General features: G+C 38.1%; 42 protein-coding genes. 38 read left to right on the top strand and 4 right to left on the bottom strand.

The annotated features are described in order from the left end of the window. The first annotated feature begins 14 nt into the window (after positions 1 to 14). From rplB to BN999_RS10580, 34 genes are all read left to right on the top strand, one after another. A complete protein-coding gene (gene rplB / locus BN999_RS10745) occupies positions 15 to 845 on the top strand; it encodes a 50S ribosomal protein L2 (protein ID WP_096271375.1) in 831 nt (276 codons plus the stop codon). A gap of 54 nt (positions 846 to 899) precedes the next feature. Continuing rightward, positions 900 to 1,178, top strand: a complete 279-nt coding sequence (rpsS, locus tag BN999_RS10740; protein ID WP_026907478.1) for a 30S ribosomal protein S19 — start codon at positions 900 to 902, stop codon at positions 1,176 to 1,178. Positions 1,179 to 1,199: 21 nt separating this feature from the next. Beyond that, positions 1,200 to 1,541, top strand: a complete 342-nt coding sequence (gene rplV, locus BN999_RS10735) for a 50S ribosomal protein L22 (protein ID WP_096271374.1) — start codon at positions 1,200 to 1,202, stop codon at positions 1,539 to 1,541. 3 nt (positions 1,542 to 1,544) lie between these two features. Beyond that, positions 1,545 to 2,186: a 30S ribosomal protein S3 gene (gene rpsC, locus BN999_RS10730; protein ID WP_026907480.1), complete on the top strand. Its 642-nt coding sequence runs from the start codon at positions 1,545 to 1,547 to the stop codon at positions 2,184 to 2,186. Positions 2,187 to 2,204: 18 nt separating this feature from the next. Next, entirely contained in the window at positions 2,205 to 2,639 is a 435-nt protein-coding gene (gene rplP / locus BN999_RS10725; protein ID WP_096271373.1) for a 50S ribosomal protein L16, read from the top strand. Further along, positions 2,629 to 2,829 (top strand): 50S ribosomal protein L29, encoded by a 201-nt coding sequence (gene rpmC / locus BN999_RS10720; protein WP_096271372.1) that lies wholly within the window; start codon positions 2,629 to 2,631, stop codon positions 2,827 to 2,829. Before rplP ends, rpmC begins: the two co-directional genes overlap by 11 nt. 24 nt (positions 2,830 to 2,853) lie before the next feature. Further along, on the top strand, positions 2,854 to 3,117 hold the full coding sequence (rpsQ, locus tag BN999_RS10715; protein WP_026907483.1) for a 30S ribosomal protein S17: 264 nt from the start codon (positions 2,854 to 2,856) through the stop codon (positions 3,115 to 3,117). Between the two features lie 42 nt (positions 3,118 to 3,159). Continuing rightward, the gene (gene rplN, locus BN999_RS10710) at positions 3,160 to 3,528 is read left to right on the top strand and encodes a 50S ribosomal protein L14 (RefSeq protein ID WP_010095756.1); all 369 of its coding nucleotides are present in this window, start codon (positions 3,160 to 3,162) and stop codon (positions 3,526 to 3,528) included. A 34-nt stretch (positions 3,529 to 3,562) separates the two neighbouring features. After that, the gene (rplX, locus tag BN999_RS10705) at positions 3,563 to 3,874 is read left to right on the top strand and encodes a 50S ribosomal protein L24 (RefSeq protein ID WP_096271371.1); all 312 of its coding nucleotides are present in this window, start codon (positions 3,563 to 3,565) and stop codon (positions 3,872 to 3,874) included. Positions 3,875 to 3,900: 26 nt separating this feature from the next. Next, the gene (rplE, locus tag BN999_RS10700) at positions 3,901 to 4,440 is read left to right on the top strand and encodes a 50S ribosomal protein L5 (RefSeq protein ID WP_081755887.1); all 540 of its coding nucleotides are present in this window, start codon (positions 3,901 to 3,903) and stop codon (positions 4,438 to 4,440) included. 31 nt (positions 4,441 to 4,471) lie between these two features. Next, positions 4,472 to 4,657: a type Z 30S ribosomal protein S14 gene (locus BN999_RS10695; RefSeq protein WP_026907486.1), complete on the top strand. Its 186-nt coding sequence runs from the start codon at positions 4,472 to 4,474 to the stop codon at positions 4,655 to 4,657. A gap of 30 nt (positions 4,658 to 4,687) precedes the next feature. Next, positions 4,688 to 5,086, top strand: a complete 399-nt coding sequence (gene rpsH / locus BN999_RS10690; RefSeq protein ID WP_096271370.1) for a 30S ribosomal protein S8 — start codon at positions 4,688 to 4,690, stop codon at positions 5,084 to 5,086. Positions 5,087 to 5,116: 30 nt separating this feature from the next. Continuing rightward, a complete protein-coding gene (rplF, locus tag BN999_RS10685; RefSeq protein WP_096271369.1) occupies positions 5,117 to 5,653 on the top strand; it encodes a 50S ribosomal protein L6 in 537 nt (178 codons plus the stop codon). 29 nt (positions 5,654 to 5,682) lie between these two features. Next, complete coding sequence (gene rplR, locus BN999_RS10680; protein ID WP_096271368.1) at positions 5,683 to 6,045, top strand: 50S ribosomal protein L18; 363 nt, start codon at positions 5,683 to 5,685, stop codon at positions 6,043 to 6,045. A gap of 20 nt (positions 6,046 to 6,065) precedes the next feature. Continuing rightward, positions 6,066 to 6,569: a 30S ribosomal protein S5 gene (gene rpsE, locus BN999_RS10675; protein WP_096271367.1), complete on the top strand. Its 504-nt coding sequence runs from the start codon at positions 6,066 to 6,068 to the stop codon at positions 6,567 to 6,569. A gap of 13 nt (positions 6,570 to 6,582) precedes the next feature. Further along, positions 6,583 to 6,765, top strand: coding sequence for a 50S ribosomal protein L30 (gene rpmD / locus BN999_RS10670; protein WP_096271366.1), 183 nt, complete (start codon positions 6,583 to 6,585; stop codon positions 6,763 to 6,765). Between the two features lie 30 nt (positions 6,766 to 6,795). Beyond that, entirely contained in the window at positions 6,796 to 7,236 is a 441-nt protein-coding gene (gene rplO / locus BN999_RS10665; RefSeq protein WP_096271365.1) for a 50S ribosomal protein L15, read from the top strand. Continuing rightward, entirely contained in the window at positions 7,236 to 8,528 is a 1,293-nt protein-coding gene (gene secY / locus BN999_RS10660) for a preprotein translocase subunit SecY (RefSeq protein ID WP_096271364.1), read from the top strand. Before rplO ends, secY begins: the two co-directional genes overlap by 1 nt. Positions 8,529 to 8,557: 29 nt before the next feature. Then, positions 8,558 to 9,202 (top strand): adenylate kinase, encoded by a 645-nt coding sequence (locus BN999_RS10655; protein ID WP_096271363.1) that lies wholly within the window; start codon positions 8,558 to 8,560, stop codon positions 9,200 to 9,202. Positions 9,203 to 9,621: 419 nt separating this feature from the next. Then, positions 9,622 to 9,840 carry a translation initiation factor IF-1 gene (gene infA, locus BN999_RS10650; protein ID WP_010095735.1) on the top strand — a complete coding sequence of 73 codons (219 nt, stop codon included), beginning with the start codon at positions 9,622 to 9,624 and terminating at the stop codon, positions 9,838 to 9,840. A gap of 31 nt (positions 9,841 to 9,871) precedes the next feature. Next, on the top strand, positions 9,872 to 9,985 hold the full coding sequence (gene rpmJ / locus BN999_RS10645; RefSeq protein ID WP_010095733.1) for a 50S ribosomal protein L36: 114 nt from the start codon (positions 9,872 to 9,874) through the stop codon (positions 9,983 to 9,985). A gap of 20 nt (positions 9,986 to 10,005) precedes the next feature. Further along, entirely contained in the window at positions 10,006 to 10,371 is a 366-nt protein-coding gene (gene rpsM, locus BN999_RS10640) for a 30S ribosomal protein S13 (RefSeq protein ID WP_042145433.1), read from the top strand. Between the two features lie 21 nt (positions 10,372 to 10,392). Continuing rightward, positions 10,393 to 10,782 carry a 30S ribosomal protein S11 gene (gene rpsK / locus BN999_RS10635; protein WP_042145435.1) on the top strand — a complete coding sequence of 130 codons (390 nt, stop codon included), beginning with the start codon at positions 10,393 to 10,395 and terminating at the stop codon, positions 10,780 to 10,782. A gap of 292 nt (positions 10,783 to 11,074) precedes the next feature. Further along, a complete protein-coding gene (locus tag BN999_RS10630) occupies positions 11,075 to 12,019 on the top strand; it encodes a DNA-directed RNA polymerase subunit alpha (RefSeq protein WP_042145437.1) in 945 nt (314 codons plus the stop codon). Between the two features lie 45 nt (positions 12,020 to 12,064). Next, positions 12,065 to 12,418 carry a 50S ribosomal protein L17 gene (rplQ, locus tag BN999_RS10625; protein ID WP_096271362.1) on the top strand — a complete coding sequence of 118 codons (354 nt, stop codon included), beginning with the start codon at positions 12,065 to 12,067 and terminating at the stop codon, positions 12,416 to 12,418. A gap of 506 nt (positions 12,419 to 12,924) precedes the next feature. Then, entirely contained in the window at positions 12,925 to 13,764 is an 840-nt protein-coding gene (locus tag BN999_RS10620; protein ID WP_096271361.1) for an energy-coupling factor ABC transporter ATP-binding protein, read from the top strand. Further along, on the top strand, positions 13,740 to 14,612 hold the full coding sequence (locus tag BN999_RS10615) for an energy-coupling factor ABC transporter ATP-binding protein (protein WP_096271360.1): 873 nt from the start codon (positions 13,740 to 13,742) through the stop codon (positions 14,610 to 14,612). The genes BN999_RS10620 and BN999_RS10615 overlap by 25 nt, the downstream gene beginning before the upstream one ends. Continuing rightward, complete coding sequence (locus BN999_RS10610) at positions 14,605 to 15,408, top strand: energy-coupling factor transporter transmembrane component T family protein (RefSeq protein ID WP_096271359.1); 804 nt, start codon at positions 14,605 to 14,607, stop codon at positions 15,406 to 15,408. Before BN999_RS10615 ends, BN999_RS10610 begins: the two co-directional genes overlap by 8 nt. Before the next feature lie 16 nt (positions 15,409 to 15,424). Continuing rightward, complete coding sequence (gene truA, locus BN999_RS10605; RefSeq protein ID WP_303621464.1) at positions 15,425 to 16,168, top strand: tRNA pseudouridine(38-40) synthase TruA; 744 nt, start codon at positions 15,425 to 15,427, stop codon at positions 16,166 to 16,168. A gap of 288 nt (positions 16,169 to 16,456) precedes the next feature. Beyond that, positions 16,457 to 16,894, top strand: a complete 438-nt coding sequence (gene rplM, locus BN999_RS10600; RefSeq protein WP_042145448.1) for a 50S ribosomal protein L13 — start codon at positions 16,457 to 16,459, stop codon at positions 16,892 to 16,894. Positions 16,895 to 16,912: 18 nt separating this feature from the next. Beyond that, positions 16,913 to 17,305, top strand: coding sequence for a 30S ribosomal protein S9 (gene rpsI / locus BN999_RS10595; RefSeq protein ID WP_096271357.1), 393 nt, complete (start codon positions 16,913 to 16,915; stop codon positions 17,303 to 17,305). Between the two features lie 250 nt (positions 17,306 to 17,555). Beyond that, positions 17,556 to 17,789, top strand: a complete 234-nt coding sequence (locus BN999_RS10590) for a hypothetical protein (protein WP_096271356.1) — start codon at positions 17,556 to 17,558, stop codon at positions 17,787 to 17,789. A 187-nt stretch (positions 17,790 to 17,976) separates the two neighbouring features. Next, positions 17,977 to 18,654: a hypothetical protein gene (locus tag BN999_RS10585; protein WP_096271355.1), complete on the top strand. Its 678-nt coding sequence runs from the start codon at positions 17,977 to 17,979 to the stop codon at positions 18,652 to 18,654. Continuing rightward, a complete protein-coding gene (locus tag BN999_RS10580) occupies positions 18,651 to 19,877 on the top strand; it encodes an efflux RND transporter periplasmic adaptor subunit (protein ID WP_096271354.1) in 1,227 nt (408 codons plus the stop codon). Before BN999_RS10585 ends, BN999_RS10580 begins: the two co-directional genes overlap by 4 nt. Positions 19,878 to 19,938: 61 nt before the next feature. Here BN999_RS10580 and BN999_RS10575 read toward each other — a convergent pair whose 3' ends face one another. Further along, positions 19,939 to 20,169, bottom strand: a complete 231-nt coding sequence (locus BN999_RS10575; RefSeq protein WP_096271353.1) for a hypothetical protein — start codon at positions 20,167 to 20,169, stop codon at positions 19,939 to 19,941. A 92-nt stretch (positions 20,170 to 20,261) separates the two neighbouring features. Further along, complete coding sequence (locus BN999_RS10570) at positions 20,262 to 20,981, bottom strand: Na-translocating system protein MpsC family protein (RefSeq protein ID WP_255247449.1); 720 nt, start codon at positions 20,979 to 20,981, stop codon at positions 20,262 to 20,264. A 192-nt stretch (positions 20,982 to 21,173) separates the two neighbouring features. On the opposite strand from BN999_RS10570, the gene cwlD reads away from it, so the two are divergent. Both cwlD and BN999_RS10560 read left to right on the top strand, forming a co-directional pair. Continuing rightward, positions 21,174 to 21,899, top strand: coding sequence for an N-acetylmuramoyl-L-alanine amidase CwlD (gene cwlD, locus BN999_RS10565; RefSeq protein WP_096271351.1), 726 nt, complete (start codon positions 21,174 to 21,176; stop codon positions 21,897 to 21,899). 110 nt (positions 21,900 to 22,009) lie between these two features. Continuing rightward, complete coding sequence (locus BN999_RS10560) at positions 22,010 to 23,068, top strand: Mrp/NBP35 family ATP-binding protein (RefSeq protein ID WP_096271350.1); 1,059 nt, start codon at positions 22,010 to 22,012, stop codon at positions 23,066 to 23,068. A gap of 71 nt (positions 23,069 to 23,139) precedes the next feature. On the opposite strand, the gene gerD is transcribed toward BN999_RS10560, so the two are convergent. Next, positions 23,140 to 23,784 (bottom strand): spore germination lipoprotein GerD, encoded by a 645-nt coding sequence (gerD, locus tag BN999_RS20630; protein ID WP_176481948.1) that lies wholly within the window; start codon positions 23,782 to 23,784, stop codon positions 23,140 to 23,142. Between the two features lie 153 nt (positions 23,785 to 23,937). On the opposite strand from gerD, the gene BN999_RS10550 reads away from it, so the two are divergent. Then, the gene (locus BN999_RS10550; RefSeq protein ID WP_096271349.1) at positions 23,938 to 24,555 is read left to right on the top strand and encodes a KinB-signaling pathway activation protein; all 618 of its coding nucleotides are present in this window, start codon (positions 23,938 to 23,940) and stop codon (positions 24,553 to 24,555) included. A 45-nt stretch (positions 24,556 to 24,600) separates the two neighbouring features. Here BN999_RS10550 and pdaB read toward each other — a convergent pair whose 3' ends face one another. Next, positions 24,601 to 25,359 carry a polysaccharide deacetylase family sporulation protein PdaB gene (pdaB, locus tag BN999_RS10545; RefSeq protein ID WP_096271348.1) on the bottom strand — a complete coding sequence of 253 codons (759 nt, stop codon included), beginning with the start codon at positions 25,357 to 25,359 and terminating at the stop codon, positions 24,601 to 24,603. 398 nt (positions 25,360 to 25,757) lie between these two features. Between pdaB and BN999_RS10540 the strand changes: the two genes are divergently transcribed. Beyond that, positions 25,758 to 25,979 (top strand): hypothetical protein, encoded by a 222-nt coding sequence (locus BN999_RS10540; RefSeq protein ID WP_096271347.1) that lies wholly within the window; start codon positions 25,758 to 25,760, stop codon positions 25,977 to 25,979. Positions 25,980 to 26,322 lie beyond the last annotated feature (343 nt).

Here is a 26,322-nt window from a genome sequence, read left to right as displayed (position 1 = left end):
AGGAGGGAAAAAAGATGGCGATTAAAAAATTCAAACCTACCTCTAATGGTAGACGTAACATGTCTGTATCTGATTTTGCTGAAATCACTACAGATACACCGGAAAAATCCCTTTTAGCTCCACTATCAAAACGTGGTGGTCGTAATAATCAAGGGAAATTAACGGTTCGTCATCAAGGTGGCGGTCACAAACGTCAGTATCGTATCATCGATTTCAAACGTAACAAAGATGGTATACCAGGTCGCGTTGCTACAATCGAATATGATCCAAACCGTACCGCTAACATTGCATTAATTAACTACGCTGACGGTGAAAAGCGTTATATCCTTGCACCGAAAGGTTTAAAAGTAGGTCAAGAAATTGAATCAGGTGAAAATGCGGATATTAAAGTAGGTAACGCATTACCGCTTACAAATATTCCAGTTGGTACTATTGTACACAACATCGAATTAAAACCAGGAAATGGTGGCCAATTAGCTCGTTCTGCGGGTGCTGAGGCGCAAATTCTTGGTCGTGAAGAGAAATACACACTTGTGCGTTTAGCTTCTGGTGAAGTTCGTTTAGTGTTATCAACTTGCCGTGCTACTGTAGGTCAAGTAGGTAACGTAGAACACGAATTAATTCGTGTTGGTAAAGCAGGACGTTCTCGTTGGAAAGGTATCCGCCCAACTGTACGTGGATCTGTTATGAACCCGAATGATCACCCACACGGTGGTGGTGAAGGACGCGCTCCAATCGGACGTAAATCACCAATGTCACCATGGGGCAAACCGACACTTGGTTACAAAACACGTAAACGTAATAAAACTACAGATAAGTATATTGTGCGTAAACGTAAAAAATAATCGTAACTATTGGTGGAAAGTATCCATCTCTGAACTTCGAAAGGAGGTTTATCCATGGGTCGTAGCTTAAAAAAGGGACCTTTTGCAGATGACCATCTATTGAAAAAGATTGATCAATTGAATGAATCTGATAAAAAGCAAGTTATTAAAACTTGGTCACGTCGTTCTACTATATTCCCAACTTTTATCGGTCATACTATTGCTGTTTATGATGGACGTAAACATGTTCCTGTATATGTAACAGAAGACATGGTTGGACATAAATTAGGTGAATTTGCTCCAACTCGTTCTTACAAAGGACACGCAAATGACGATAAGAAAACAAAACGCTAATGAGAGGAGGCGCTATAAGGTATGCAATCTAAAGCCGTAGCTAAATCAGTTCGTATTGCTCCTCGTAAAGTGCGATTAGTCGTTGATTTAATTCGAGGAAAAGAAGTTGGCGAAGCAATCGCTATTCTACGCCACACACAACGCGGTGCTTCTCCAGTTGTAGAAAAAGTGTTAAGATCTGCTATTGCAAATGCTGAACACAACTACGAAATGGACACAGATAATCTAGTGATTTCTGAAGCATTCGTAAACGAAGGTGTTACATTGAAACGTTTCCGTCCACGCGCTCAAGGACGTGCAAGCAAAATTAACAAGCGCACAAGCCACATTACAGTGGTTGTAACAGAAAAGAAGGAGGGGTAGTTAGTGGGTCAAAAAGTGAATCCTACAGGTCTTCGCGTAGGTATCATTAAAGACTGGGAGTCTAAATGGTATGCAGGCAAAGACTATGCAGACTTACTACACGAAGATATCAAAATTAGAGAATATCTTGAAAACCGTTTAAAAACTGCAGCTGTTTCCCACATTGAAATCGAACGCGCGGCTAACCGTGTTAACGTTACGATTCATACTGGTAAACCAGGTATGGTTATTGGTAAAGGCGGTTCTGAAGTAGAAGCTCTACGTAACTCATTAAACGCTTTAACTGGCAAACGTGTTCACATTAACATTGTTGAAATTAAAAAAGTTGATGTAAATGCTAAGCTAGTTGCTGAAAATATTGCTCGTCAATTAGAAAATCGTATCTCATTCCGTCGTGCACAAAAGCAAGCTATTCAACGTGCTATGCGTGCTGGTGCGAAAGGGATCAAAACACAAGTATCTGGACGCCTAGGTGGCGCGGATATTGCTCGTGCTGAACACTATAGTGAAGGAACTGTTCCACTACACACACTACGTGCTGATATCGACTATGCAACTGCAGAAGCTGATACAACATATGGTAAACTTGGTATTAAAGTGTGGATCTATCGTGGTGAAGTCCTTCCGACTAAAACTAACAAATAAGGAAGGGGGCTTTTACGTATGTTAATGCCTAAACGTGTTAAATATCGTAGACAACATCGTGGTAAAATGAGAGGCCAAGCAAAAGGCGGTACTCAAGTTACATTCGGTGAATATGGATTACAAGCTCTCGAAGCGTCTTGGATTACAAGTCGTCAAATCGAAGCTGCTCGTATCGCTATGACTCGTTACATGAAACGTGGCGGTAAAGTTTGGATTAAAATTTTCCCAGATAAGCCTTACACAGCGAAGCCTCTAGAAGTCCGAATGGGTTCCGGTAAAGGTGCTCCTGAGGGTTGGGTTGCTGTAGTAAAACCAGGTAAGGTTATGTTCGAAATCGCTGGAGTTTCTGAAGAGGTTGCTCGTGAAGCACTAAGACTTGCTTCTCATAAACTTCCGATCAAAACAAAATTTGTAAAACGCGAAGAAATTGGTGGTGAAATCAATGAAGGCTAATGAAATCAGAGAACTAACCACTGCCGAAATTGAACAAAAACTAAAATCATTAAAAGAAGAACTATTTAACTTACGCTTCCAACTTGCAACTGGTCAACTTGAAAACACTGCACGTATTCGTGAAGTAAGAAAGACTATTGCACGTATGAAAACTGTTGTACGTCAACGTGAACTAAGCGTAAACAACTGATAATGAGAGGAGGTTAGCCTCAAAATGACTGAACGTAATAATCGTAAGGTATATACAGGTCGTGTTGTTTCAGATAAAATGGACAAAACAATTACTGTTTTAGTTGAAACTTATAAAAACCATAAATTATATGGTAAACGTGTTAAATACTCTAAGAAGTTTAAAGCTCATGATGAAAACAACCAAGCAAAAACTGGTGATATCGTTCGCATCATGGAAACTCGTCCGCTATCAGCAACTAAACGTTTCCGTCTAGTTGAAATCGTTGAAGAAGCGGTCATTATATAATAAAGTTCGTTCGGAAGATATCCGGAAGGAGGTCGCAGACGTATGATTCAACAAGAAACTCGTCTAAAAGTTGCAGATAACTCTGGTGCTCGTGAGTTACTTACTATTAAAGTACTTGGTGGTTCAGGACGTAAAACTGCTAACATTGGTGATGTAATTGTTTGTTCTGTAAAACAAGCAACACCAGGAGGCGTTGTCAAAAAAGGTGACGTAGTTAAAGCTGTTATCGTTCGTACTAAATCAGGTGTTCGTCGTAAAGACGGTTCGTATATTCGTTTTGATGAAAATGCTGCAGTAATCATTCGTGACGACAAAAGTCCAAGAGGTACTCGTATCTTCGGACCAGTTGCGCGTGAATTACGTGATGCACAGTTCATGAAAATCGTATCTCTAGCTCCAGAAGTTCTATAAGAAGTGAATTACCTTGTAAGGAGGTGCGTCAAGCATGCATGTAAAAAAAGGTGATAAAGTTATCGTTATTTCCGGCAAAGACCGTGGCAAAACTGGTACGATCTTAGAAGCATATCCGAAAAAGGACCGTGTACTTGTTGAAGGTGTAAACATGATCAAGAAACACGCTAAGCCTTCACAAGAAAACCCACAAGGTGGGATTCTTAACCAAGAAGCTCCTATTCATGTTTCTAACGTGATGCCAGTAGATCCAAAAACCGGCAATCCAACTCGTGTTGGTTATGAAGTACGTGACGGAAAGAAAGTCCGCATTGCTAAAAAATCCGGTGAAGCATTAGATAAATAGTATTGCTGTGAAAGGAGGGCAACATGGTGAATCAATTAAGACAAAAATACCAAGATGAAGTAGTATCATCGTTAATGAATAAATTTAACTATAAGTCTGTTATGGAAGTGCCTCAGTTAGAGAAGATCGTTATCAACATGGGTGTTGGTGATGCAGTTCAAAACTCTAAGGCATTAGACTCAGCAGTAGAAGAACTAGCATTAATTTCTGGTCAAAAGCCTATGATTACACGCGCTAAAAAATCAATCGCTGGTTTCCGTCTTCGTGAAGGAATGCCGATTGGTGCGAAGGTTACTCTTCGTGGTGAGCGCATGTATGAATTCCTTCAAAAGTTAGTATCAGTTTCACTTCCACGTGTACGTGACTTCCGTGGGATCTCTAAGAAAGCTTTTGATGGTCGTGGTAACTACACTTTAGGTGTTAAAGAACAATTAATTTTCCCAGAAATTAATTACGATAAAGTAAGTAAGGTGCGCGGTATGGATATTGTTATCGTAACAACAGCTAATACCGATGAAGAAGCACGTGAACTTTTAGCTCAGCTAGGCATGCCTTTCCAAAAATAGAGCTCATGAGCTAATACAAGGAGGGAAAATTGTGGCTAAGAAATCTATGATTGCGAAACAAAAACGCCCACAAAAATTCGCTGTACAAGAATATACTCGTTGTGAACGTTGTGGCCGTCCGCACTCTGTAATGCGTAAATTTAAACTTTGCCGTATTTGTTTCCGCGAACTTGCCTATAAAGGTCAAATTCCTGGTGTCAAAAAAGCAAGCTGGTAAACCCCGATTAGGGAAGGAGGTAATTTAGTAATGGTTATGACAGATCCAATCGCAGATATGCTAACTCGTATTCGTAATGCGAACATGGTAAAACATGAAAAGTTAGAACTTCCTGCTTCTAAAATTAAAACTGATATTGCTGATATTCTAAAACGTGAAGGCTTTGTACGTGACTACGAAGTCATTGAAGATAACAAGCAAGGGATCTTACGTGTATTCCTTAAGTACGGTGCAAATGAGGAAAGAGTAATTACAGGAATTAAACGTATTAGTAAGCCAGGATTACGTGTATATGCAAAAGCTGATGAAGTACCTCGTGTACTAAACGGTTTAGGTATTGCAATCGTATCAACTTCTAAAGGTGTACTTTCTGATAAAGAAGCACGCTCACAAGCTGTTGGTGGCGAAGTACTTGCATACGTATGGTAATTTATTTTTAAAGATGAGGAGGTGCATGGAATGTCTCGTATAGGACTTAAACCAATTGAGATTCCGAGTGGTGTAGAAGTAAAACTTAACGGTGATACAGTAACTGTAAAAGGCCCTAAGGGTGAACTTACAAGAGATTTTCATAGTGATATGAATATTGTTGTTGCAGATAACGTGTTAACAGTTGAACGTCCAAGTGATCAAAAGGAACATCGTTCATTACACGGAACAACTCGTAGCTTACTTGCTAACATGGTAGAAGGTGTTTCTAAAGGTTTCGAAAAACAACTTCAAATCATCGGTGTTGGTTATCGTGCACAAAAACAAGGTAATAAAGTTGTTGTGAATGCTGGGTATTCTCATCCAGTTGAAATAGATCCAATTGACGGTATTGAAATCGAAGTACCAAGTAATACTTCTGTAATCGTTAAAGGTATTGATAAGGAGAAAGTTGGAGCAGTTGCTGCCAACATCAGAGCTATCAGACCACCAGAGCCTTATAAAGGTAAAGGTATTCGTTACGTTGATGAATATGTACGTCGTAAAGAAGGTAAAACTGCTAAGTAAGTAGTTTTAGTGAGAAAGGAGTGACCCAGATGATCACAAAAGCTGACAAAAATGTTTCGCGTAAAAGAAGACATCAGCGTGTTCGTAAAAACTTATTTGGAACAGCAGAACGTCCTCGTTTAAACGTGTATCGTTCTAACAAACACATTTATGCTCAGTTAATTGATGATACTAACGGTGTAACATTGGTTAGTGCATCGACTGTAGATAAAGAATTAAGCGTAGACTCAACTAGCGGTGTAGATGCTGCAACTAAAGTTGGAGAACTGATCGCAAAACGTGCCCAAGATAAAGGTCATAAATCAGTTGTATTTGATCGCGGAGGCTACCTTTATCATGGACGTGTAAAAGCACTTGCAGATGCTGCTCGTGAGGCAGGTCTTGAATTTTAATTGTAAAAGGAGGGACATAGATGAAAACAGTAATCGATCCTAATAAAATAGATCTTGAAGAACGTGTTGTAGCGGTTAACCGCGTTGCAAAAGTAGTTAAAGGTGGACGTCGTTTCCGCTTTGCTGCACTAGTTGTAGTTGGAGATAAGAATGGCCACGTTGGATTTGGTACTGGTAAAGCACAAGAAGTACCGGATGCAATTAAAAAGGCTGTTGACGATGCTAAGAAAAACTTAATTACTGTACCAATCGTTGGTACTACAATTCCACACGAAATTCACGGAGTGTTCGGATCTGGTAACGTATTAATGAAACCAGCTTCTGAAGGTACTGGAGTTATCTCTGGTGGTCCGGTTCGTGCCGTACTAGAACTTGCAGGTGTAGGTGATATTTTAACTAAATCACTAGGTTCTAATACACCAATTAACATGATTCGCGCAACTATTAATGGTTTAAGCAACCTAAAACGCGCTGAAGATGTTGCGAAACTAAGAGGAAAGTCTGTAGAAGAACTGTTAGGATAAGGAGGGAAACATTATGTCTAAAAAATTAGAAATCACCCTCACACGCAGTGTAATCGGTGCTAAAGAAAAACAAATTAAAACCGTTGAAGCACTAGGTTTAAAGAAGATTCGTCAAACCGTAGTACTTGAGGATACTCCGGCTGTTCGCGGAATGGTTAATAGAGTATCTCACCTTGTATCGGTTCAAGAAGGTTAATAAACATAAGCGTAAAGAGGAGGTGCTCGTATGAAACTTCATGAATTGAAGCCAGCAGAAGGTACACGTAAAGAGAGAAACCGTGTTGGTCGCGGTACATCATCTGGTAACGGAAAGACTTCTGGTAGAGGACACAAAGGACAAAATGCTCGTTCAGGCGGTGGCGTTCGCCCAGGTTTTGAAGGTGGACAAATGCCATTGTTCCAACGTTTACCAAAACGTGGATTTACAAACATTAACCGCAAAGAATATGCTATAGTGAACTTAGACGTATTAAATCGATTTGAAGACGGCACAGAAATTACTCCTGAGTTATTAATTGAATCAGGTGTCGTGAAGAACGAAAAAGCAGGTATCAAGATACTTGGAAATGGTTCCGTCGAAAACAAATATACCGTTAAAGCTCATAAGTTCTCTGCTTCTGCAAAAGCAGCTATCGAAGAAGCGGGCGGTAAAACAGAGGTGATCTAATGTTCCGTACATTCTCCAATTTTATGCGCGTGGCTGACATTAGACGGAAAATACTTTTTACACTAGCTTTGTTAATTGTATTCCGTCTAGGCACATTTATTCCTGTGCCGTTCACAGATAAAAATGCAATTGAATTTTTGAACTCGCAAAATAATGTATTTGGATTCCTAGATACATTTGGCGGTGGGGCATTAATGAACTTCTCCATTTTAGCGATGGGGATTATGCCTTATATTACAGCATCAATCATTATGCAATTACTACAAATGGATGTTGTACCTAAGTTTACAGAATGGAAAAAACAAGGTGAAATGGGCCGTAAGAAGTTAGCCCAGATTACTCGTTATGGAACAGTGGTTCTTGCGTTTGTTCAAGCAATTGCGATGTCAATTGGTTTCAACGCAATGGCTGGTGGGTTATTAATCCGCGATCCTGGTCCAGGCAAATTCCTAATAATTGCACTTGTACTAACAGCCGGAACAACATTCTTAATGTGGTTAGGTGAACAGATTACTGCACATGGAGTTGGGAATGGTATTTCGATACTTATTTTTGCGGGTATCGTAGCTGCTGTACCGAATGCTGTTAACCAATTATTCGTTCAGTACTTTACTAATGCTGGCGATCAATTGTTTATAAATATCGTTATTGTAGTCTTAATTGCATTAGTTGCAATTGCGATTACGGTTGGTGTTATCTTCGTAATCCAAGCATTACGTAAGATTCCAATTCAGTACGCAAAGAAACTTGTTAATCGTTCTCCAGTTGGTGGTCACTCAACGCATTTACCTCTTAAAGTAAATGCTGCGGGAGTTATTCCTGTAATCTTCGCGATTGCATTCATAATGGCCCCAAGCACTGTTGCAAGCTTCTTTGAAGGTAATGTTGCTTCAACAATTAGAAACATCTTTGATTATACAACACCTGTAGGTATGCTTATTTATGTAGCGTTGATTATTGCGTTTACGTATTTCTATACATTTGTTCAAGTTAACCCTGAACAAATGGCTGAAAACTTACAAAAACAAGGTGGATATATCCCAGGAATTCGTCCTGGTAAGAATACTGAAACGTACCTTACTCGTGTAATCAATCGATTAACATTTGTAGGTGCTATATTCTTAGCTGCAGTTTCCGTTTTACCTATCGTCTTTGGACAACTTGCAGGACTTCCACAAGCAGTTCAAATCGGCGGCACAAGTTTACTTATCGTTGTAGGTGTAGCAATTCAAACGATGAAGCAATTAGAAGGTCAGTTAGTGAAGCGACACTACAAAGGTTTTATCAAGTAGAAATGAGCCAATGAAGCGAGGGGAAAGTTTTGAATCTATTGTTAATGGGTCTTCCTGGTGCTGGTAAAGGTACACAGGCAGAGAAAATCAGTGAGAAATATAAAATCCCTCATATTTCAACAGGAGATATGTTCCGTTCTGCCATTAAAGAAGGAACTGAACTTGGAATTAAAGCAAAAAGCTTTATGGATCAAGGTGCACTTGTTCCGGATGAAGTTACAATTGGTATTGTAAAAGAGCGTTTGAGTAAAGACGATTGTGAGAAAGGTTTCTTGTTGGATGGTTTCCCAAGAACTATAGCACAAGCCGAAGCTTTACAAACGCTTTTATCCGAACTGGATCAAGAAATTGATCATGTTTTACATGTGAAAGTACCAGAAGAAAAGTTAGTGGAGCGTTTATCCGGTCGTAGAATTTGTCCAACATGTGGTAGAGCATATCATGTAATGTATAACCCTCCTGAAAAAGAGGGTATATGTGATAGAGATGGTTCTGCATTAATTCAGCGTGATGATGACAAACCAGAAACGGTTAAAAATCGTTTAGCGATTAATATTGAGCAATCTAAGCCGTTACTTGACTTTTATGATGATAAAGGATATCTTGTAACCCTTGATGGTGATCAAGATATCGATAAAGTATTTGAAGATATTCAATCGGTTATTGAAAATTAAGCTATTACTGTAGGCACCACGCTTTAAACAATTCTATTTGATTCAAGTAAGGTTTTAAGTCGTGAGGTTTTGCTTTATTCATATTTGCACAACAAGTGTTGGACAATAATACCCCTCATTTAGGTAACGTTGTTAAGCGAACTGATTATAAGTTTCGTGAATAGGACTTGTTTGTCGTATTTGGCAAGGACAAAGAAAGGCATTTTCAGGTATGTACGTTGATAACTGATATGTCTTGGTAACATGGGGAAAACGTAAATATGATCGACCAAATATTAGAGTAAACATCATATTGTTATATGGATTATACGTCTCCAGAAGTCCAAAACAGCCTTCTAGATACTGGTCGTGTCACAAATGAAAGTAAAAGCTAAATACGTTTGTAATTGTGACTGATTTAAGAGAAGGGAGTAAGGCACATGGCGAAAGATGATGTAATTGAAGTGGAAGGAACCGTAACTGAAACATTGCCTAACGCAATGTTTAATGTAGAGCTTGAAAACGGCCATACGGTCTTGGCACACGTATCTGGTAAAATAAGAATGCACTTCATCCGTATTTTACCAGGTGATAAAGTAACGGTAGAACTCTCTCCGTATGACTTGACTAGAGGACGAATTACGTACCGTTATAAATAAGCGAGCTCCGATATAAAAGGAGGTAAAGATGATGAAAGTAAGAGCATCTGTAAAGCCGATTTGCGAAAAATGTAAAGTCATTAAGCGAAAAGGCAAAGTAATGGTGATTTGTGAAAATCCGAAACATAAGCAAAAACAAGGATAAGAAGGAGGTGCATGTTACTAATGGCACGTATTGGAGGAGTAGACGTACCACGTGAAAAACGTGTGGTAATCTCTTTAACATATATTTACGGTATTGGTAAGAATACTGCACAAAACATCTTAAAAGAAGCAGGCGTTTCTGAGGATACACGTGTACGTGATCTAACTGAAGATGAGTTAGGACGCATTCGTCAAGCTGTTGATGGATACACAACAGAAGGTGATCTTCGCCGTGAAGTTTCCCTTAACATCAAACGTCTTATTGAAATTGGATCATACCGTGGTCTAAGACACCGTCGTGGTTTACCGGTTCGTGGTCAAAATACGAAGAACAACTCTCGTACTCGTAAAGGCCCACGTCGTACAATCGCTAACAAGAAAAAATAACGTAAGGAGGTTAACAATTAGATGGCTCGTAAAACAAATACACGTAAACGTCGTGTGAAAAAGAATATTGAGACTGGTGTGGCACATATCCGTTCAACTTTCAATAACACTATCGTTACAATTACTGATGTTCAAGGTAATGTTATTGGATGGAGTTCTGCTGGTGCACTAGGTTTCAAAGGTTCTCGTAAATCTACTCCATTTGCTGCACAAATGGCTGCTGAAACAGCTGCTAAGACTGCAGTTGATAATGGCATGAAAACTCTAGAAGTAACAGTTAAAGGTCCAGGAGCTGGTCGTGAAGCTGCTATCCGTTCTTTACAAGCAGCTGGACTAGAAGTTACAGCTATTAAAGATGTAACTCCAGTTCCTCATAACGGTTGCCGTCCACCAAAACGTCGTCGTGTATAATTTTAACGTATATTGATTTGTCACCCTGTCAATAATGGGTATGATGACTAAACGTATAGACGTAGATAGAGATAACTAAACAGACTAAGGTATATGATGAGTAAAGCTGATCGTTAACCATAGCTTTCAGGATTTGACTATTTGTTGCCTTACCTATACAGCATCGCTTAGACAATAAAATACGAGAAAATATACAAGTTGTGCCCAAGTCGCCAACTTCCTATTTGAGGAATTTCGGTTAGATGTATAGGTCTAACCGGGGTTTCGACGTTTTAAAGGAGGGTATTATGGAATGATTGAAATAGAAAAGCCAAAGATTGAAACGGTTGAGATTAGTGATGATGCTACATTTGGAAAATTTGTGGTAGAGCCGCTCGAACGTGGTTATGGTACAACTCTTGGAAACTCCTTGCGTCGTATTCTACTATCCTCACTTCCAGGTGCTGCTGTTACTTCAGTTCAAATTGATGGAGCATTACATGAGTTTTCAACGATCGATGGAGTAGTTGAAGATGTTACAACAATCATTTTGAATTTGAAAAAGTTAGCCCTTAAAATCTATTCAGATGAACCTAAAACATTAGAAATTGATGTGCAAGGTGAAGGAGTAGTTACTGCTGCTGATCTAACCTATGATAGTGATGTAGAAGTATTGAATCCGGATCTTCCAATTGCAACACTTAATGCAAAAGGTAACTTGCGTATGAAAATTAACGCCGGGCGTGGTCGTGGTTATGTTCCAGCTGAAGCAAACAAACATGAAGATCAACCAATTGGTGTTATTCCAGTTGATTCCATTTTCACACCGGTATCACGTGTTACTTACCAAGTTGAGAATACTCGTGTAGGTCAAAGTGCAAACTACGATAAATTAACATTGGATGTTTCAACTGATGGAAGTATTCGTCCAGAGGAAGCAATTTCTCTTGGTGCAAAAATTCTATCGGAGCATCTAAATATTTTCGTGGGTCTAACAGATGAAGCACAGAATGTTGAAATCATGGTCGAGAAAGAAGAAGACCAAAAAGAAAAAGTCATGGAAATGACAATTGAGGAATTAGATCTTTCTGTTCGTTCTTACAATTGTTTAAAACGTGCTGGCATAAATACAGTTCAAGAGCTTTCAAATAAATCTGAAGAAGATATGATGAAAGTGCGTAACTTAGGTCGTAAATCTTTAGAGGAAGTTAAAGTAAAACTTGCTGATTTAGGCTTAGGTCTACGTAAAGACGACTAACAGAAACGGACATCTTTAGAGTTTCAAGAAAGGGAGGGATAGTCCATGGCAAGAAAACTAGGACGTACAACAGATCAACGACTAGCACTACTTCGTAACCTAGCTTCTGATTTGATTATTCATGAGCGCCTTGAAACAACAGAAGCTAAAGCGAAAGAGCTTAAGTCTGTTGTTGAGAAAATGATTACGTTAGGTAAACGTGGTGATTTACACGCTCGTCGTCAAGCTGCGGCATTCTTATATAACAAAGAAGCTAATGAAGAAGATACTGTACTTCAAAAGCTTTTTAATGATGTTGCGAAGCGTTATGAAGACAGACAAGGTGGATACACACGCGTTCTTAAATTAGGCGAACGCCAAGGTGATGGAGCGAAAATGGCTATTATCGAATTAGTTTAATCAATCCATACGCGCGTTAAGGGCAGGACTTGATCTCTTCCGAGGTGAAATCCAAGCCCTTTTTTTATATAAATAAAAAGTACAGCGGGCTCGCCCAGAAACGTAGGGTATAAGCAAGGGGCCGCAGTGCGGATGGTCTTACCGCACGGAGTGTCCCTTGCTTATATCCCGGAGTTTCTAGCCCACGCGACACTAGATTATAAAAAGTGCAGCGGGCTTGCCCAGAAACGCAGGGTATAAGCAAAGGGGCCGCAGTGCGGATGGTCTTGCCGCACGGAGTGCCCCTTGCTTATATCCCGGAGTTTCTAGCCCACGCGACACTAGATTGGATCCTGCCCAACCCCTTGGACTAAAATCCTTGTGGAAATTAACTGCAAATTTTACCACTAACAGTCAGCATTATCATCCACACAACACCTGACATTTAACATAAACCATAATTAATAGTAAAATACATACATACACAACCAAAACCTAAAGGCATAGATAGACGAGGAGGAACAAGCATGAGAGAGAAATTTATAGAGTTTAGAAATGTATCTTTTCGATACGGAGACGAGCAGCCTTGGGTATTAGATAATGTTTCATTTGAAATATATAAAGATGAATGGGTAGCCATTATTGGACATAATGGTTCAGGTAAATCAACCATCGCAAAGCTAATGAATGGCTTATTATATCCTGAGCAGGGAGAAATTATAATCAATGGCATGCCGGTGAATGATGAGCATGTATGGGATGTCCGCAAGCAAGTAGGTATGGTATTTCAGAATCCGGATAACCAGTTTGTAGGGACGACCGTTCAAGATGATGTTGCTTTTGGTATGGAGAATCGTGGCATTCCAAGAGAAGAAATGGAAAAGAGAATTACGGAAGTACTAAGATCGGTTCGCATGGAAGATTATCTTCTAACAGAGCCACATCGCTTATCTGGAGGACAAAAGCAACGTGTTGCAATTGCTAGTGTATTAGCTGTAAAACCTGATGTACTCATACTAGATGAAGCAACTGCGATGTTAGATCCAAGAGGTCGTAAGGAAATTATGCGTACTGTTTCCGATATACAAGCGAAAAATGAGATTTCATTAATTACGATTACCCATGACTTACAAGAAGTTGTGATGGCAGAGCGTGTCATTGTGATGAATAATGGAAGCGTATGGGACGAGGCAACACCAAGAGATATATTTGCAAAGAAGGATGAATTAAGAAAGATAGGGCTAGATGTGCCGTTTATTGCGGTATTAGCTGACGAATTAAAACAGAATGACCTGTTGATTGAGAATGAACCTTTAAATCATGATGAACTATTGGAGGAACTATGGACATTACATTTAAAGATGTAACCTACATTTACCAAGCTAATTCACCTTTTGCCCATAAGGCACTAGAAAATTTATCCTTCCATATCCCGTCAGGTTCATTTGTTGCAGTCATCGGACATACCGGATCAGGTAAATCTACTTTAATTCAACATTTAAATGGTCTTATAACGCCAACAGAAGGCACTGTGCAAATTGGTGATTATCAAATTAATTCAGATAAGAAACCCGAGAATTTAAAAGAATTAAGAAGCCGTGTCGGGGTAGTGTTTCAATATCCAGAGCATCAACTGTTTGATGAAACGGTAGCGAAGGATATTGCTTTTGGTCCGAAGAACTTTGGTGTCTCTGAGTCAGAAATCCAAAGAAGGATAAAAGAAATAGTACCTGCTGTCGGCCTTGACGAAGCATTACTAGGCAGGTCTCCATTTGATTTAAGTGGAGGTCAAATGAGGAGAGTAGCAATAGCAGGAGTACTTGCAGTTAAACCTGAAATCCTTGTTTTGGATGAACCTACTGCAGGGTTAGACCCTAGAGGACAACGTGAGATTATGGATATGTTTTCTAATCTTCATAAAGAACAAGGCCTCACCACTGTACTAGTAACACATAGTATGGAAGATGCAGTTAAGTATGCTGATCATGTTATCATAATGAATAAAGGGACAAAGTATATGGAAGGGACACCTGAAGAGGTGTTTACCCAAAGGGAAGCACTTAACAAAGTGCAGTTAGACGTACCAGAAATGATTCAATTTATTAATGCCTTTGAAGAACGTTTTGGCAAGACTATTCCCTTTAAGCGCCAGACAGTCCAGGCGCTAGCCAAAGAGATTCAGCAAGCTTTGAAGGGGGCTGGATCAGATGAATAATGCGATAATAATCGGACAATATGTCCCAGGAAATTCTTTAGTACATCGATTAGACCCCCGTATGAAAATAACAATTATTTTCTTATTTGTTATTTTCGTGTTCTTTGCCAATAACGTGGTGAGCTATAGTATTCTAACGGCATTTGCTATCATAACGGTGTTTATTACGAAGATATCTCTTCGTTTTATTTTAAAAGGGTTAACCCCTGTTTGGTTTTTAATCATTTTTACTTTCATATTGCATTTAATTGTAACAAAAGAAGGAACAGTTTTAGTAGAGTTGTTAGGATTTAAAGTATATTCTGGAGCGCTTATTCAAGGTTTTGCAATATCATTGCGGTTCTTCTTATTAATTCTTATTACATCCTTATTGACGCTTACTACTACACCAATTGAAATTACGGATGCGATAGAAGATATGTTACATCCATTGAAAAAAATAAAGTTTCCCGTACATGAACTTGCACTAATGATGTCTATTTCCCTACGATTTATTCCAACCCTTTTACAGGAAACAGATAAAATCTCAAAAGCTCAAGCTTCAAGAGGAGTAGACTTCCGTACAGGGCCAATTAAAGAACGCATAAAGGCAATTGTTCCACTCTTAGTTCCACTATTCGTTAGCGCGTTTAAACGTGCAGAAGAGCTTGCAATGGCTATGGAGGCGAGAGGTTACCAAGGTGGAGAGGGAAGGTCAAAGTTAAGGCAATTAAAGATTAAGAAGATTGATATTTTTGTCCTTGTATTTTTCCTTCTAGTTATCGCGGGTTTATTCATAACAAGAAACTATTCATAGAAGGAGGTTGGAAATGGTGCCGAAGATAAAATGTAAGATTGCTTATGATGGAACTAATTTTTTAGGCTTCCAGGTCCAGCCCCAAAAGCGTACTGTACAAGGTGAAATCGAACGAGCACTAGAGAAGATTCATAAGGGTGAGAAGGTGCGGATTCATGCATCAGGCAGAACGGATGCAGGAGTACATGCGAAGGGCCAAACGATTCATTTTGAGACAAACCTCACTATGTCCGGTGAAAGCTGGAAAAAGGCATTAAATACATTACTCCCAGATGATCTGTATATTCTCCATTCGGAAGTAGTCTCTACTGATTTCCATTCACGATATAATGTTCGTGAGAAGGAGTATCGATATTTTGTCTTAAATAAAAAGGAACCAGATATTTTTAATAGGAATTATATATTCCATTATCCTTACCGTGTAGACATCCAACTAATAGAAGAAGCATGTAAACATCTAATTGGGACCCACGACTTTACGACCTTCTCGTCTGCAAAGGCTACGGTAAAAGGGGATAAGATACGAACCTTATTTGAAGCAACGTGCATTCGAGATGATGATCGGATTGAATTTAGATTCCGCGGAAGTGGATTTCTTTACAATATGGTCCGTATATTAGTAGGAACCCTTTTAGACGTTGGACAAGGAAGGAAAAAACCTACAGATATAAAAAGAATGCTAGAAGCAAAGGATCGTAAATTAGCCGGAAAAACGGCTCCTGCGCATGGACTATATTTGTGGGAAGTAAAATATAAATAAAAATTTAATTTCGACTTTGTACGACATTTCCTGGGAAATATCGACGATTTCCTTTTTAGCTCAAAATAGTATATAATGAGCTTGTTAGTTTTTTCGCTGGAAAGCAAATAAAATTAAAATAAATCTATTAGACCCTTGACAAAATGGCTCATTTTGATATATTATGGTCTATGGCATTTTATTTCTAAAACCGCGATTAGCCCCGGAACTAATTGTGTTGAAAATATAGGAATAACGAATTTTAAACTTTAAAAAATGAATCAATGAAAATATGGAGGGAAACCAATCATGCGCACAACTTTCATGGCGAATGAAAATAATATCGAACGCAAATGGCTTGTTGTGGATGCTGAAGGCAAGCGTCTTGGCCGTCTAGCAAGTGAGGTTGCTGCAATCCTTCGCGGAAAGCATAAGCCAACTTACACACCACACGTTGATACTGGTGATTATGTAATCATCGTTAACGCTGAAAAAATCGAACTAACTGGAAACAAATTAGCTGACAAGAAATACTACCGTCACTCTGGACATCCAGGTGGATTAAAAGAACGTAATGCTGAAGAAATGCGTACAAAATATCCTGAGCAAATGCTTGAGCTTGCTATCAAAGGCATGCTTCCAAAAGGATCTTTAGGACGCAAAATGGGCAAGAAGTTACACGTTTATAGAGGTGCTGAACATAATCATGCAGCACAAAAACCTGAAGTTTACGAACTTCGCGGATAATAAAAGGAGGTAAATCAATTGGCACAAGTACAATACTACGGCACAGGTCGTCGTAAAAAGTCAACTGCACGTGTACGTTTAGTACCGGGTACTGGAAATGTTACTATCAATGGTCGTGAAGCAAAAGACTATTTCCCATATGAAACACAACTTTTAATTCTTAACCAACCACTACAAGCAACTGAAACTCAAGGAACTTATGATGTTTTAGTAAACGTTCATGGTGGTGGATTTACTGGTCAAGCTGGTGCTATCCGTCATGGTATCGCACGTGCTTTACTAGAAGCAGATCCTGGTTACCGTCCAGCGCTTAAGAGTGCAGGGTTCTTAACTCGTGACCCTCGTATGAAAGAACGTAAGAAATACGGTCTTAAAGGCGCTCGTCGTGCACCACAGTTCTCAAAACGTTAATATTTTATTTCATAAACAACCTTTTCTCATTAAGAGAGAAGGTTGTTTTTTGTTTGGAAAGATTTGTGTCAGATATAGTAGACAAATAAGGACAAGCAAAACCGAAAATTCGAGTTATTTAGGGAAAGCAACCTGCATAGGATTATATGTAAGAGGAAACGAAGCAACATGAAAATGCAGGAACTTCACTTAAGATTTTGCATTCTTTCTAAAAGATTATATTAAATCAATTAAAGGTGGTGCAAAAGAAGTGAATCGTTATCGGAAGTCTACGATTGGTGCTTTGGTAGGTGGTTCAACGGCTGGAGGATGGTTAATAATGGATTTAATTCTTCCTGAGCCTATTGGAGATTATTTGTTGTTTGGAATAATGGGTGCAGTTAATGCTGCGGTTGGATGGCAAGTAGTTCGGATCATAGAGAAAAAGCAACATGAAAGTGAGAACACGATAGACGCAGAGAAACTGGGAGCAGGTTCAAATTAAATATAACAGAGGGTGCCAGGTACCAATGGAATTTGACAAATTTCATCAGTACCTGGCTCTTTTTGTTATTTAGGTAGTTCGTACTAATATTGTTTGAAATATATTGAAAATAATGGATATTTGTTGAAACGTGCGTTAAAATTAATGCAAGTAGGTCCCCATAGTTTAAATAGAAAAGGGTGGAATAATGACATACTCAATCAACATCATTAAATTACTATTTGCAGTAGACGATCACATTTTTCGGATTGGAAAAGCCGAACTAATCCGAACACCTTGGAAAGTCATGCTCCTACTCATGCTATGTTCTACGCTCCTATACAGTGGAATGGCTATGTTAGGGATCGGTTCTTCGCCATTATCAAGTGGAGCGGTTGTGTTGACCACTTCCGAATATGAAATGCAAAAACTATGGTTTATCATTGGTCGAATGATTTATTCACTAGCCTTTGTATTATTTGTATTATTTGTACCTTCGTTAATTTTTTATTGGGTTACGAAAATCCAATATAAAAAATTATTACTGATGCAACTCGTGGTTTTATTTGTTTTGCTTATTGAGCGGGTATTATGGATACCATTTGTTGTTTATTTTGGATTAGACTGGTATGTTTCGCCGTTATCATTTGGAATTATTGCATCCTATCTTACTGATATTCCATTTTTAATTTACTTATTTGGTACTATCTCATTATTTCAACTATGGATTGTAGCTTTCCAAATTAAGTTTCTAAGTAAGTTATCGGCCATAGATAAGAGATGGATATGGAGTACGGTGATATTGTTTAATCTTGCTGTTTGGACACTAACAGCAGTAGTTGCCTTTACAGATATTCTGATGATAAATAGGTGGTTCAACTTATGAGTAAAAAACGATTGAAGTGGCTAGCACTAGTATTATTTATCGGGATTAATTGTTTATTAGTACGGGTTGATGATGGAGAAAAAGTATTAAGACAAGCCTTTGTACCAACTTGGGATAAGGTGTATCAAACGGATTTGTTTGAAACAGTAGAAGCAGATGGTGTGGTTACATATTCAGGAGAAAGCTATGTATACTTTGATAAAAGTATCGGAAGCTTTGATGGTTTTCTTGTTGAGGAAGGTAGCACGGTAGCGGTTGGTGATCCCTTGTTTCAATATCGTGTAAATGATTATGCAGAGGCAGAGGCCTTCTTATCCTATGAACTGGAAAAGATTGATGGGGAAATTGATGCCATTGAAGATGCTATTTCTGACATGGTGTCATATCGGATTCCAAGTCCCTCTGTGCCGGTTGTTGGGAGTACAGAAGAAGACAATGTAACGGTAGTGGTGACACCACAGGAACCGGCTGAGGCTGAATTGATAAAAGAACAATTTATTATCCAGAAAGAACAAGAATTAGCTGCCAAGAAGGAACAGGAGCGGGCTATCGAATCCCAATTAGATGATTTACAAGAAAATGGCGATACAATTACAGTGGAGAGTCCTTTTGAAGGAAAAATAAAAGAGATTTCCTCTACATTAAATGATCCCATTATTCGAATCGAACATCTAGAACTTCAAGTTGAAGGGGAGATAGATGAGGAAGCTAGATTTGAAGTAGAATCTGGACAATCAGTTGAGATTACGTTAGCGAATGGAGAACAAACATTACAAGGGTCGATTTCCGAGATAGATGATACTCCTCGTGACGTAGATATTGATTCAAAGAGTATTTATCCATTTGAGGTTAGTTTTAAGGAAGAACAAGAAATAGATTCCATTTTACCGGGATACCATGCTAATCTAAGTATCACAGTAAATGAGTCTATTAATGCGGTAACGGTCCATAAAGATTCTGTTACCCATCATCATGTTTGGAAAATGAGTGATACTGGGAAAATGGAACAGGTTCCTGTACAAACCGGGATTCAAATGAAGGATGACCTAGAGATAATCAGCGGACTTTCTCTAGGTGATGTTGTGACAAAAGAGTCAGTTGATGAAAGCTATAATGGAATGCCATTTATTACACCAATTAAGTTTACAGATGTAGCGTGGTTGGATGTTGGTAAATATAAAGATTGGCTATTATATATGACAACTGGAATTATTACGAGATAATCTAGTGGGGGAGTAGTTGTTACTACTCTCCTTTTCTAGTTATACTCGAGAGTAACTCACTCTAATCTAATTCATGTTTGGTTAAGTTAATCTCCTTTTGAATAAACCAATGTCCTATAATACGTAGTTCTAATAGAGAAATTCCTCGGTCTCTAGCGACCTTTTCAATTTGATTCATTTCAAATAACATTCGACTAATATGCTCTTTACTTTGAATCTTTTTTTCTACAAAGCAGTAAAAGCATCCTAATAAATCAGTTGGTAATCCTTCATAAAAGTTCTTTTTCTTCAATAGATCTCTCCTTAAGTTGTCTTTATTTATGTATAAAAAAAAGCCAAAAAGAGGTGGTGTATGCCTTACCTCTTTTTGGCTTATGACTAGCTTTATTTATCTAGTACATTACCGCCTGATTGATTGGGGTTTACAATAAATAGAATAATACTTTTATCTCGATCAAAATCCCAAGAAACAAAAACATCATCAATTTTGCTATCTAATATAGATTCAAATCGTAAATTGTTATGTAGCTGTCGTTTTTCTACACTTCTTTTGGCTACACGTAACATGTCACGATAGCCAAGACGAATAAATTCTCGTTCAATTGTAATTATGATACCAGTTCGGAGGATAGCATATGTCCGTTCGTTTATTTTCACGGATAATACTTCTTCTGGAATCTTTTGAGTTTGTTGTCCAATATTATTTATCTCTTCATGTAGGGATTCTTTCCCTGTGAAACCCTCATTGGATAATGCATCAAGAGTGGACTTGTCTTTTGAAATGGCAATGAACATTCCAGAATAGTTATGTAATCCCCAATCATAATAGAACTCATCTATTTCCATTTTGGTTAGTACGGTCATGTAGGCCTTCAGTTCGGGAATGATACTTTGCATTAAAATATCTCGTGTATTGTGAATAATATTCTCTTGTTGTGATTCCAAAAGCACATTTTCCATAGGAGAAATAAAGTTTCTTATGTAAACCGTAATAAATGGCTTCCGTATAGATACATAGACTGTTTCAGGTCCTCGACCAAAGCAGTCTCGTAAAGTTTTTCCAATATAACTGGATAATTCTTTTTGTACCTCTAATACTTCCAACTGTAACATCCTTTTGCAAGATAAAAGCGCTATTGTCTTTTATCCATTTCTCATTTTAGTAGTTATAGTTTAGATTATCAACTAATTAATTAATTTTATACAGAGTGATTTAGGGGATGAGAGCGACTAGAAGTCATAAACCCATTACTTGTCCCATAAAATAATGTGAGGATAAATAAAGGGGCGAAAGATATGAATCGATTAGGAAAATTTGCTTTATGGCTGGTTGGATTAGTAGTACTTATCGTATTAATTAAATTCCCATTACCCGACTTTGCAAAGGAAACAGCAGGGTTGCCATTTCCCTTAACTGGGAAGGTGGTAGTTCTTGATGCAGGGCATGGTGGGGCAGATGGAGGAGCGGTTGGTAAGGACGATACATTAGAAAAAGACATTGCATTAGAAGTAACGAAGAAATTAAGAGATTATTTACAGCAATCCGGTGCCATTGTGCACCTGACCCGAGAAACTGACACTGATCTAGCTGCAGAAGATACAAAGGGATTATCCAGAAGAAAAGCGGAAGATATTAAAAATCGAATGAACTTTATTAATTCCAACAATGCGGACTTCTTTTTGACTATCCATTTGAATGCAATTCCATCAACGATATGGAGTGGGGCACAAACCTTCTATTATCCGAAGTCAGAAGAAAGTAAGCACTTAGCGAAAATGATTCAGGCAGAAATAACTAGAAATCTGGAAAACACTAATCGTAGCGCTCTAGCAGTTAATAATTTATATTTGCTGAAAAACGCAGAGATTCCAGGTGCGTTAGTAGAGATTGGATTTCTTTCGAATGTGGCGGAAAGGGAACTGTTGAAAGATGAAACCTATCAAAGACAAATGGCAGCAAGTATATACGAAGGAATATTACGATATTTGACACAAGAGCCTGAAGCGGAAGAAGAACAGTAAGTAATGTAAATCCACCTTCTATGATACATATCACTTAGGTTTTTGGTGATTTATGTTATACTAGCCTTGGACTAATTAAATTCTCAAGGCTGAAATAGGAAGGTGATTACATGTTAACAAAAGAAGAAGTAATACAATTACTGAATCCTGTAAGAGATCCTTTTTTACATAGAACTCTAGAAGAAACAGAAGGAGTTAAGGAAGTAACGATTAAAGAAGACAAAAAGCATGTCAGCGTAAAGATTGCAATTGGTAAAACAAACACTGCTGAACAAATGCAACTTCAACAAGAGCTTGTCGGAATTTTAAAGCGAAATGGTGCTGTTACAGTAGGGCTTCGTTTCGAACAACTTCCTGATGAAGTAATTAAGAAATACCAACCAGCCATTGAAAGTGCAAAAGAAAAGGCTTTAATGGGGGGAAATAAACAACCTCACTTCTTAGCAATCGCCAGTGGTAAAGGTGGCGTAGGTAAATCAACCGTTACAGTGAATCTAGCTGTATCTCTAATGAGACTAGGGAAAAAAGTAGGTATCATTGACGCAGACATTTACGGTTTTAGTGTTCCAGATATGATGGGGATTGAAGAAAGACCAATTGTTCGTGGTGAGAAGATTATTCCAGTCGAACGTTTTGGTGTAAAAGTGATCTCAATGGGCTTCTTTGTGGAGGACAACTCTCCAATTATCTGGCGTGGTCCTATGCTTGGGAAAATGTTGAATAGCTTCTTCAAGGAAGTGGAATGGGGAGATTTAGATTACCTATTACTCGACTTGCCACCAGGTACAGGTGATATCGCAATGGATGTTCACGAACTATTACCTTCCTGTAAGGAAATTATAGTAACAACACCTCATCCGACAGCTGCATTTGTAGCGGCAAGGGCAGGTCAAATGGCACTAAAAACAGAGCATGAGATTTTAGGTGTTGTGGAGAACATGGCATATTATAAGAGTCCAAAATCTGGTGAAAAAGAATATGTTTTTGGACAAGGTGGCGGAAGGAAGCTTGCTGAAGTATTGAAGACAAAAGTATTGGGGCAATTACCAATTCAGCAGCCATACGAGGAAGAAGATGAGTTTGCACCTTCTGTATACCAAGAAGATCATCCAAATGGAAAAGAATATCATAAAATTGCAGCTAAAGTTATTGCTCAAATAGAAGAATAAAATGATGATTAGGGTCAGGTTCTATTTACAGAGAACCTGACCCTTTATGTTGTATCCATTAACTAATGGAACTATTGACCACCGCCGCCACCTTCGGATTCGCCACCGCCACCGGAGCCGCCGCCTTGGCCACCACCTTGGCCACCAGATTCACCACTACCACCTTGACCTTTGCTTTGTTCCTCAGCAGCTTTTAATAATATCTCCTGAATTTTTGCTTGAAATAGCGGTGATTCTAGTGTTTGCTGTATGGTTTCTTCCAGGTGCGCACGGAATTGTTGGCTTTTTAATGTCTGTATTGTTGCTTCTTCCATTTCTGGATTTTGCAATAGATCCATCATTTGTTTTTGGTATTCCGAATCATTCATTAGACTTTTCATTAATTTTTTTTGGTCTTCTTCTACGGATTTATAGAATGTTTCAACAAACTTAGGGTCTTCAAATAGCTTCTTCCACATTTCAGCGCCTTTTTCAGATGTGAGTGTTTCATCGATCGCCTGTTTTACTGTAGCGGATTCAATGACTAACTTTTGCTGCATTTTTTCATCCGCTAAAATTTCCCCTAACGCCTTTTTTCCATCTTCCGTTTGTAATATATCAACAACCATCTTTTTGGTTGCATCATAATCTGTTTCCTTTGGTGCTGCTTCCCCGCCGCAAGCACTAATAAAAAGGAGTGTTACACCAATAAATGGCAAGAAGAAATTACGTAGCATTAGAAAACCTCCTTCCACTTATCATTAATATGGATGAGAAAAAACAAAAATATGCGCTTGATAAAGGAAAAAAGATTGGGTTCATGTTAAAATACCAATTGTGTAAGTAAAAGGAACGAATTAGTTTTTACATAAATCAGGAGGATAATTCAATTGAATAGTCGAAAAGTTGTAAACTTGTTTTTAAAAACATTAGCATTAGGTGGTCTTGTAGGTTTAATTGTTAGTTTCTTTGTAAATGTTAGTGGTGCTTATACCGAAAACCTTCAACCATTTAATTTTGTCGGACTTATTGGTGTCATGATTTTCTTCTTTGGACATGGTTTGCTTTATAGTGCCGTAAGCCAGACTGGATTTTTTGCTTATTTATATGTTCATCGTTTAGGATTAAGCATATTCCGCTCTTTTTGGCCAGTCGTTCAAATCGTATTAATAGCATTTGTGGTCTTTGACCTAATATACTTCCCGTATCAAAGGGCAGAAGGCGAAGTTGCCTTAATCTGGTTTATTCTAGCGGCAGCAGCACTTGTAATTTATGGTTGGGTAATTGCTAAGATTAAAGCCAAGGAAACTAAAAAGCATGCCTTTATCCCGGCATTATTCTTCATGGTAGCAATTACAGTTGTGGAATGGGTCCCAGCCCTTAGAATTGGTTTGGTAGGTTCCGAGTTCTCCATTATCATGATTTTTACCTTACTTGCTTGTAATACTTATCAACTATTGGTTTTACACCGATTGAACAATAGTTCTAACGATAAAAAAGCTAAATAACAGAAAAAAACCTGATGACATATTCTATGTTCATCAGGTTTTTTTTTACTCCACTATTTTTGTTTCTGCATGGGCTTGATTAATCATTTCGGACACTGTTACAAACTTATATCCTTTATTCTTTAAACCTGGCAGGATTGTTTTTAGTGATTCTGCCGTTTGTTTAACCGAATCAGAAGCATGTAATAAGATGATGTCACCATTATTGGTCTCGGACATAACATGGTCAACTATTTTCTGAGTGCCTGGGTTTTGCCAATCATTTGGATTAATGTTCCAATGAATTACTTTATGGCCCATATCTTCAGCGAGCTTTATAATCTCATCGTTAAAATGACCATGCGGTGCACGTACTAGTTCCATGTCCTTATAACCCAGCTTTCCAAAAATCTCTTTAGCATACCGTAAATCTTTTCTTACTTGATCTATTTCCTGATCAAGGTAACTCTTATACCGGTACCCTAACATACCTACTTCATGCTTTCCTTCTGAGATCTTCTTAAGTATATCAGGATGCTTTTCAGCCCATTCTCCACTCACAAAGAAAGTAGCTTGAACTTGATGTTGTTCAAGTTGTTTTAAGATGTCGTGTACTTTTTTCTCTCCCCAGCTGATATTAAATGTAAGTGCAATATTGGGTTCATCTGAGCTACCCTTCGTTAAGGCAACAGGACTTTCTTTTGAAAATACGGATAATGAACCATTACTCTCAAACCATAGAAAACCAGCGGTGAAAAAGGCTAACACAACAATAAGAGCCCATCTTTTCATCTTACTAAAACGCATAACATAAAAATGACTCAATCATAACACCTCCAAATGAAACAAGCTTTCCATACATTTTATGAACAGAATTTAAAAATATGAACAAGCTATAAACTGATTTTGTTGAAAGTAGGAAAAACAGTTGAATAAATTAGTTAAAATTGTACACGATATAAAGGGAACTACATTCATTCAAGTATTCGTTTATCTTTAGACTAGAGTTTCATACTGAATTATAGTCCTTATAAATATTAATTTTTATAGTTGGTTTAGGACCCCCGCTTTTAATTCAGGGTAGACACCTTGAATTTTGTAGTGGGGGTCTTGCAACCAGTTTACCTAAATTTAAACCCCCAAACTTCGACAAAAATTTCGAATGTATATGTAATAGCGAAGCCAATTTGTAAGTTAGTGCCGAAAATTGACGAGGTGATAATGTGTTAGGATTAATGATTAATCATACAGAACAGAAGGAACTTGAGTATTTGATAAAGAGAGAGCTAGATGAGATAATCTTTGATTTAGACGATAGTAGAATTGATAATATGGTCAAGAGTGCAATGAAAGAACGGTATAAAATTCTGTTTCAACTATTGAGAAGGGTAGCAAACGAAAAAGAGTGCATGCGTTATATACCCAGGAAGACACAAAACGAGTAGAATATAATAACCTTGATATACATATTGAACAAAATTTCTGAAGAGACTTTTTTTAAGAAAGACCGTTGATTTTATTTCATAGCTATGGTATATTAATTTTTGTTGTCAGGTAAGTAGTTTTGTCAAACAACATAAAAACTTTAAAAAAAGTTATTGACATTAGATGACAAACATGATAAATTATATCTTGTCGCTAAAAACGACAAACGAAATTGATTGCTCCTTGAAAACTGAACAAAACAACCAGTATGTAAGAAAAAACAACCCTGTTTTTTCTATTAAAAAGAAATTCTAAAAGCTAGCGTGCTTTTAGTGCTAAGAAACACAAACTTTTTTGGAGAGT

It is taken from the genome of Paucisalibacillus globulus (assembly GCF_900184735.1).
GTDB classification, from domain to species: Bacteria; Bacillota; Bacilli; order Bacillales; family Amphibacillaceae; genus Ornithinibacillus; species Ornithinibacillus globulus_B.
Note: the sequence above shows the minus strand (reverse complement) of the source record. Positions and strands in the feature narration are given on the sequence as shown.

Bases quoted from the DNA above. Each gene is read 5' to 3' on its own strand.
- rplB (WP_096271375.1), top strand. From the start codon at position 15: ATGGCGATTAAAAAATTCAAACCTACCTCTAATGGTAGACGTAACATG.
- rpsS (WP_026907478.1), top strand. From the start codon at position 900: ATGGGTCGTAGCTTAAAAAAGGGACCTTTTGCAGATGACCATCTATTG.
- rplV (WP_096271374.1), top strand. From the start codon at position 1,200: ATGCAATCTAAAGCCGTAGCTAAATCAGTTCGTATTGCTCCTCGTAAA.
- rplP (WP_096271373.1), top strand. From the start codon at position 2,205: ATGTTAATGCCTAAACGTGTTAAATATCGTAGACAACATCGTGGTAAA.
- rpmC (WP_096271372.1), top strand. From the start codon at position 2,629: ATGAAGGCTAATGAAATCAGAGAACTAACCACTGCCGAAATTGAACAA.
- rpsQ (WP_026907483.1), top strand. From the start codon at position 2,854: ATGACTGAACGTAATAATCGTAAGGTATATACAGGTCGTGTTGTTTCA.
- rplN (WP_010095756.1), top strand. From the start codon at position 3,160: ATGATTCAACAAGAAACTCGTCTAAAAGTTGCAGATAACTCTGGTGCT.
- rplX (WP_096271371.1), top strand. From the start codon at position 3,563: ATGCATGTAAAAAAAGGTGATAAAGTTATCGTTATTTCCGGCAAAGAC.
- rpsH (WP_096271370.1), top strand. From the start codon at position 4,688: ATGGTTATGACAGATCCAATCGCAGATATGCTAACTCGTATTCGTAAT.
- rplF (WP_096271369.1), top strand. From the start codon at position 5,117: ATGTCTCGTATAGGACTTAAACCAATTGAGATTCCGAGTGGTGTAGAA.
- rplR (WP_096271368.1), top strand. From the start codon at position 5,683: ATGATCACAAAAGCTGACAAAAATGTTTCGCGTAAAAGAAGACATCAG.
- rpsE (WP_096271367.1), top strand. From the start codon at position 6,066: ATGAAAACAGTAATCGATCCTAATAAAATAGATCTTGAAGAACGTGTT.
- rpmD (WP_096271366.1), top strand. From the start codon at position 6,583: ATGTCTAAAAAATTAGAAATCACCCTCACACGCAGTGTAATCGGTGCT.
- rplO (WP_096271365.1), top strand. From the start codon at position 6,796: ATGAAACTTCATGAATTGAAGCCAGCAGAAGGTACACGTAAAGAGAGA.
- secY (WP_096271364.1), top strand. From the start codon at position 7,236: ATGTTCCGTACATTCTCCAATTTTATGCGCGTGGCTGACATTAGACGG.
- infA (WP_010095735.1), top strand. From the start codon at position 9,622: ATGGCGAAAGATGATGTAATTGAAGTGGAAGGAACCGTAACTGAAACA.
- rpmJ (WP_010095733.1), top strand. From the start codon at position 9,872: ATGAAAGTAAGAGCATCTGTAAAGCCGATTTGCGAAAAATGTAAAGTC.
- rpsM (WP_042145433.1), top strand. From the start codon at position 10,006: ATGGCACGTATTGGAGGAGTAGACGTACCACGTGAAAAACGTGTGGTA.
- rpsK (WP_042145435.1), top strand. From the start codon at position 10,393: ATGGCTCGTAAAACAAATACACGTAAACGTCGTGTGAAAAAGAATATT.
- BN999_RS10630 (WP_042145437.1), top strand. From the start codon at position 11,075: ATGATTGAAATAGAAAAGCCAAAGATTGAAACGGTTGAGATTAGTGAT.
- rplQ (WP_096271362.1), top strand. From the start codon at position 12,065: ATGGCAAGAAAACTAGGACGTACAACAGATCAACGACTAGCACTACTT.
- BN999_RS10620 (WP_096271361.1), top strand. From the start codon at position 12,925: ATGAGAGAGAAATTTATAGAGTTTAGAAATGTATCTTTTCGATACGGA.
- BN999_RS10615 (WP_096271360.1), top strand. From the start codon at position 13,740: ATGGACATTACATTTAAAGATGTAACCTACATTTACCAAGCTAATTCA.
- BN999_RS10610 (WP_096271359.1), top strand. From the start codon at position 14,605: ATGAATAATGCGATAATAATCGGACAATATGTCCCAGGAAATTCTTTA.
- rplM (WP_042145448.1), top strand. From the start codon at position 16,457: ATGCGCACAACTTTCATGGCGAATGAAAATAATATCGAACGCAAATGG.
- BN999_RS10585 (WP_096271355.1), top strand. From the start codon at position 17,977: ATGACATACTCAATCAACATCATTAAATTACTATTTGCAGTAGACGAT.
- BN999_RS10580 (WP_096271354.1), top strand. From the start codon at position 18,651: ATGAGTAAAAAACGATTGAAGTGGCTAGCACTAGTATTATTTATCGGG.
- cwlD (WP_096271351.1), top strand. From the start codon at position 21,174: ATGAATCGATTAGGAAAATTTGCTTTATGGCTGGTTGGATTAGTAGTA.
- BN999_RS10560 (WP_096271350.1), top strand. From the start codon at position 22,010: ATGTTAACAAAAGAAGAAGTAATACAATTACTGAATCCTGTAAGAGAT.
- gerD (WP_176481948.1), bottom strand. From the start codon at position 23,784: ATGCTACGTAATTTCTTCTTGCCATTTATTGGTGTAACACTCCTTTTT.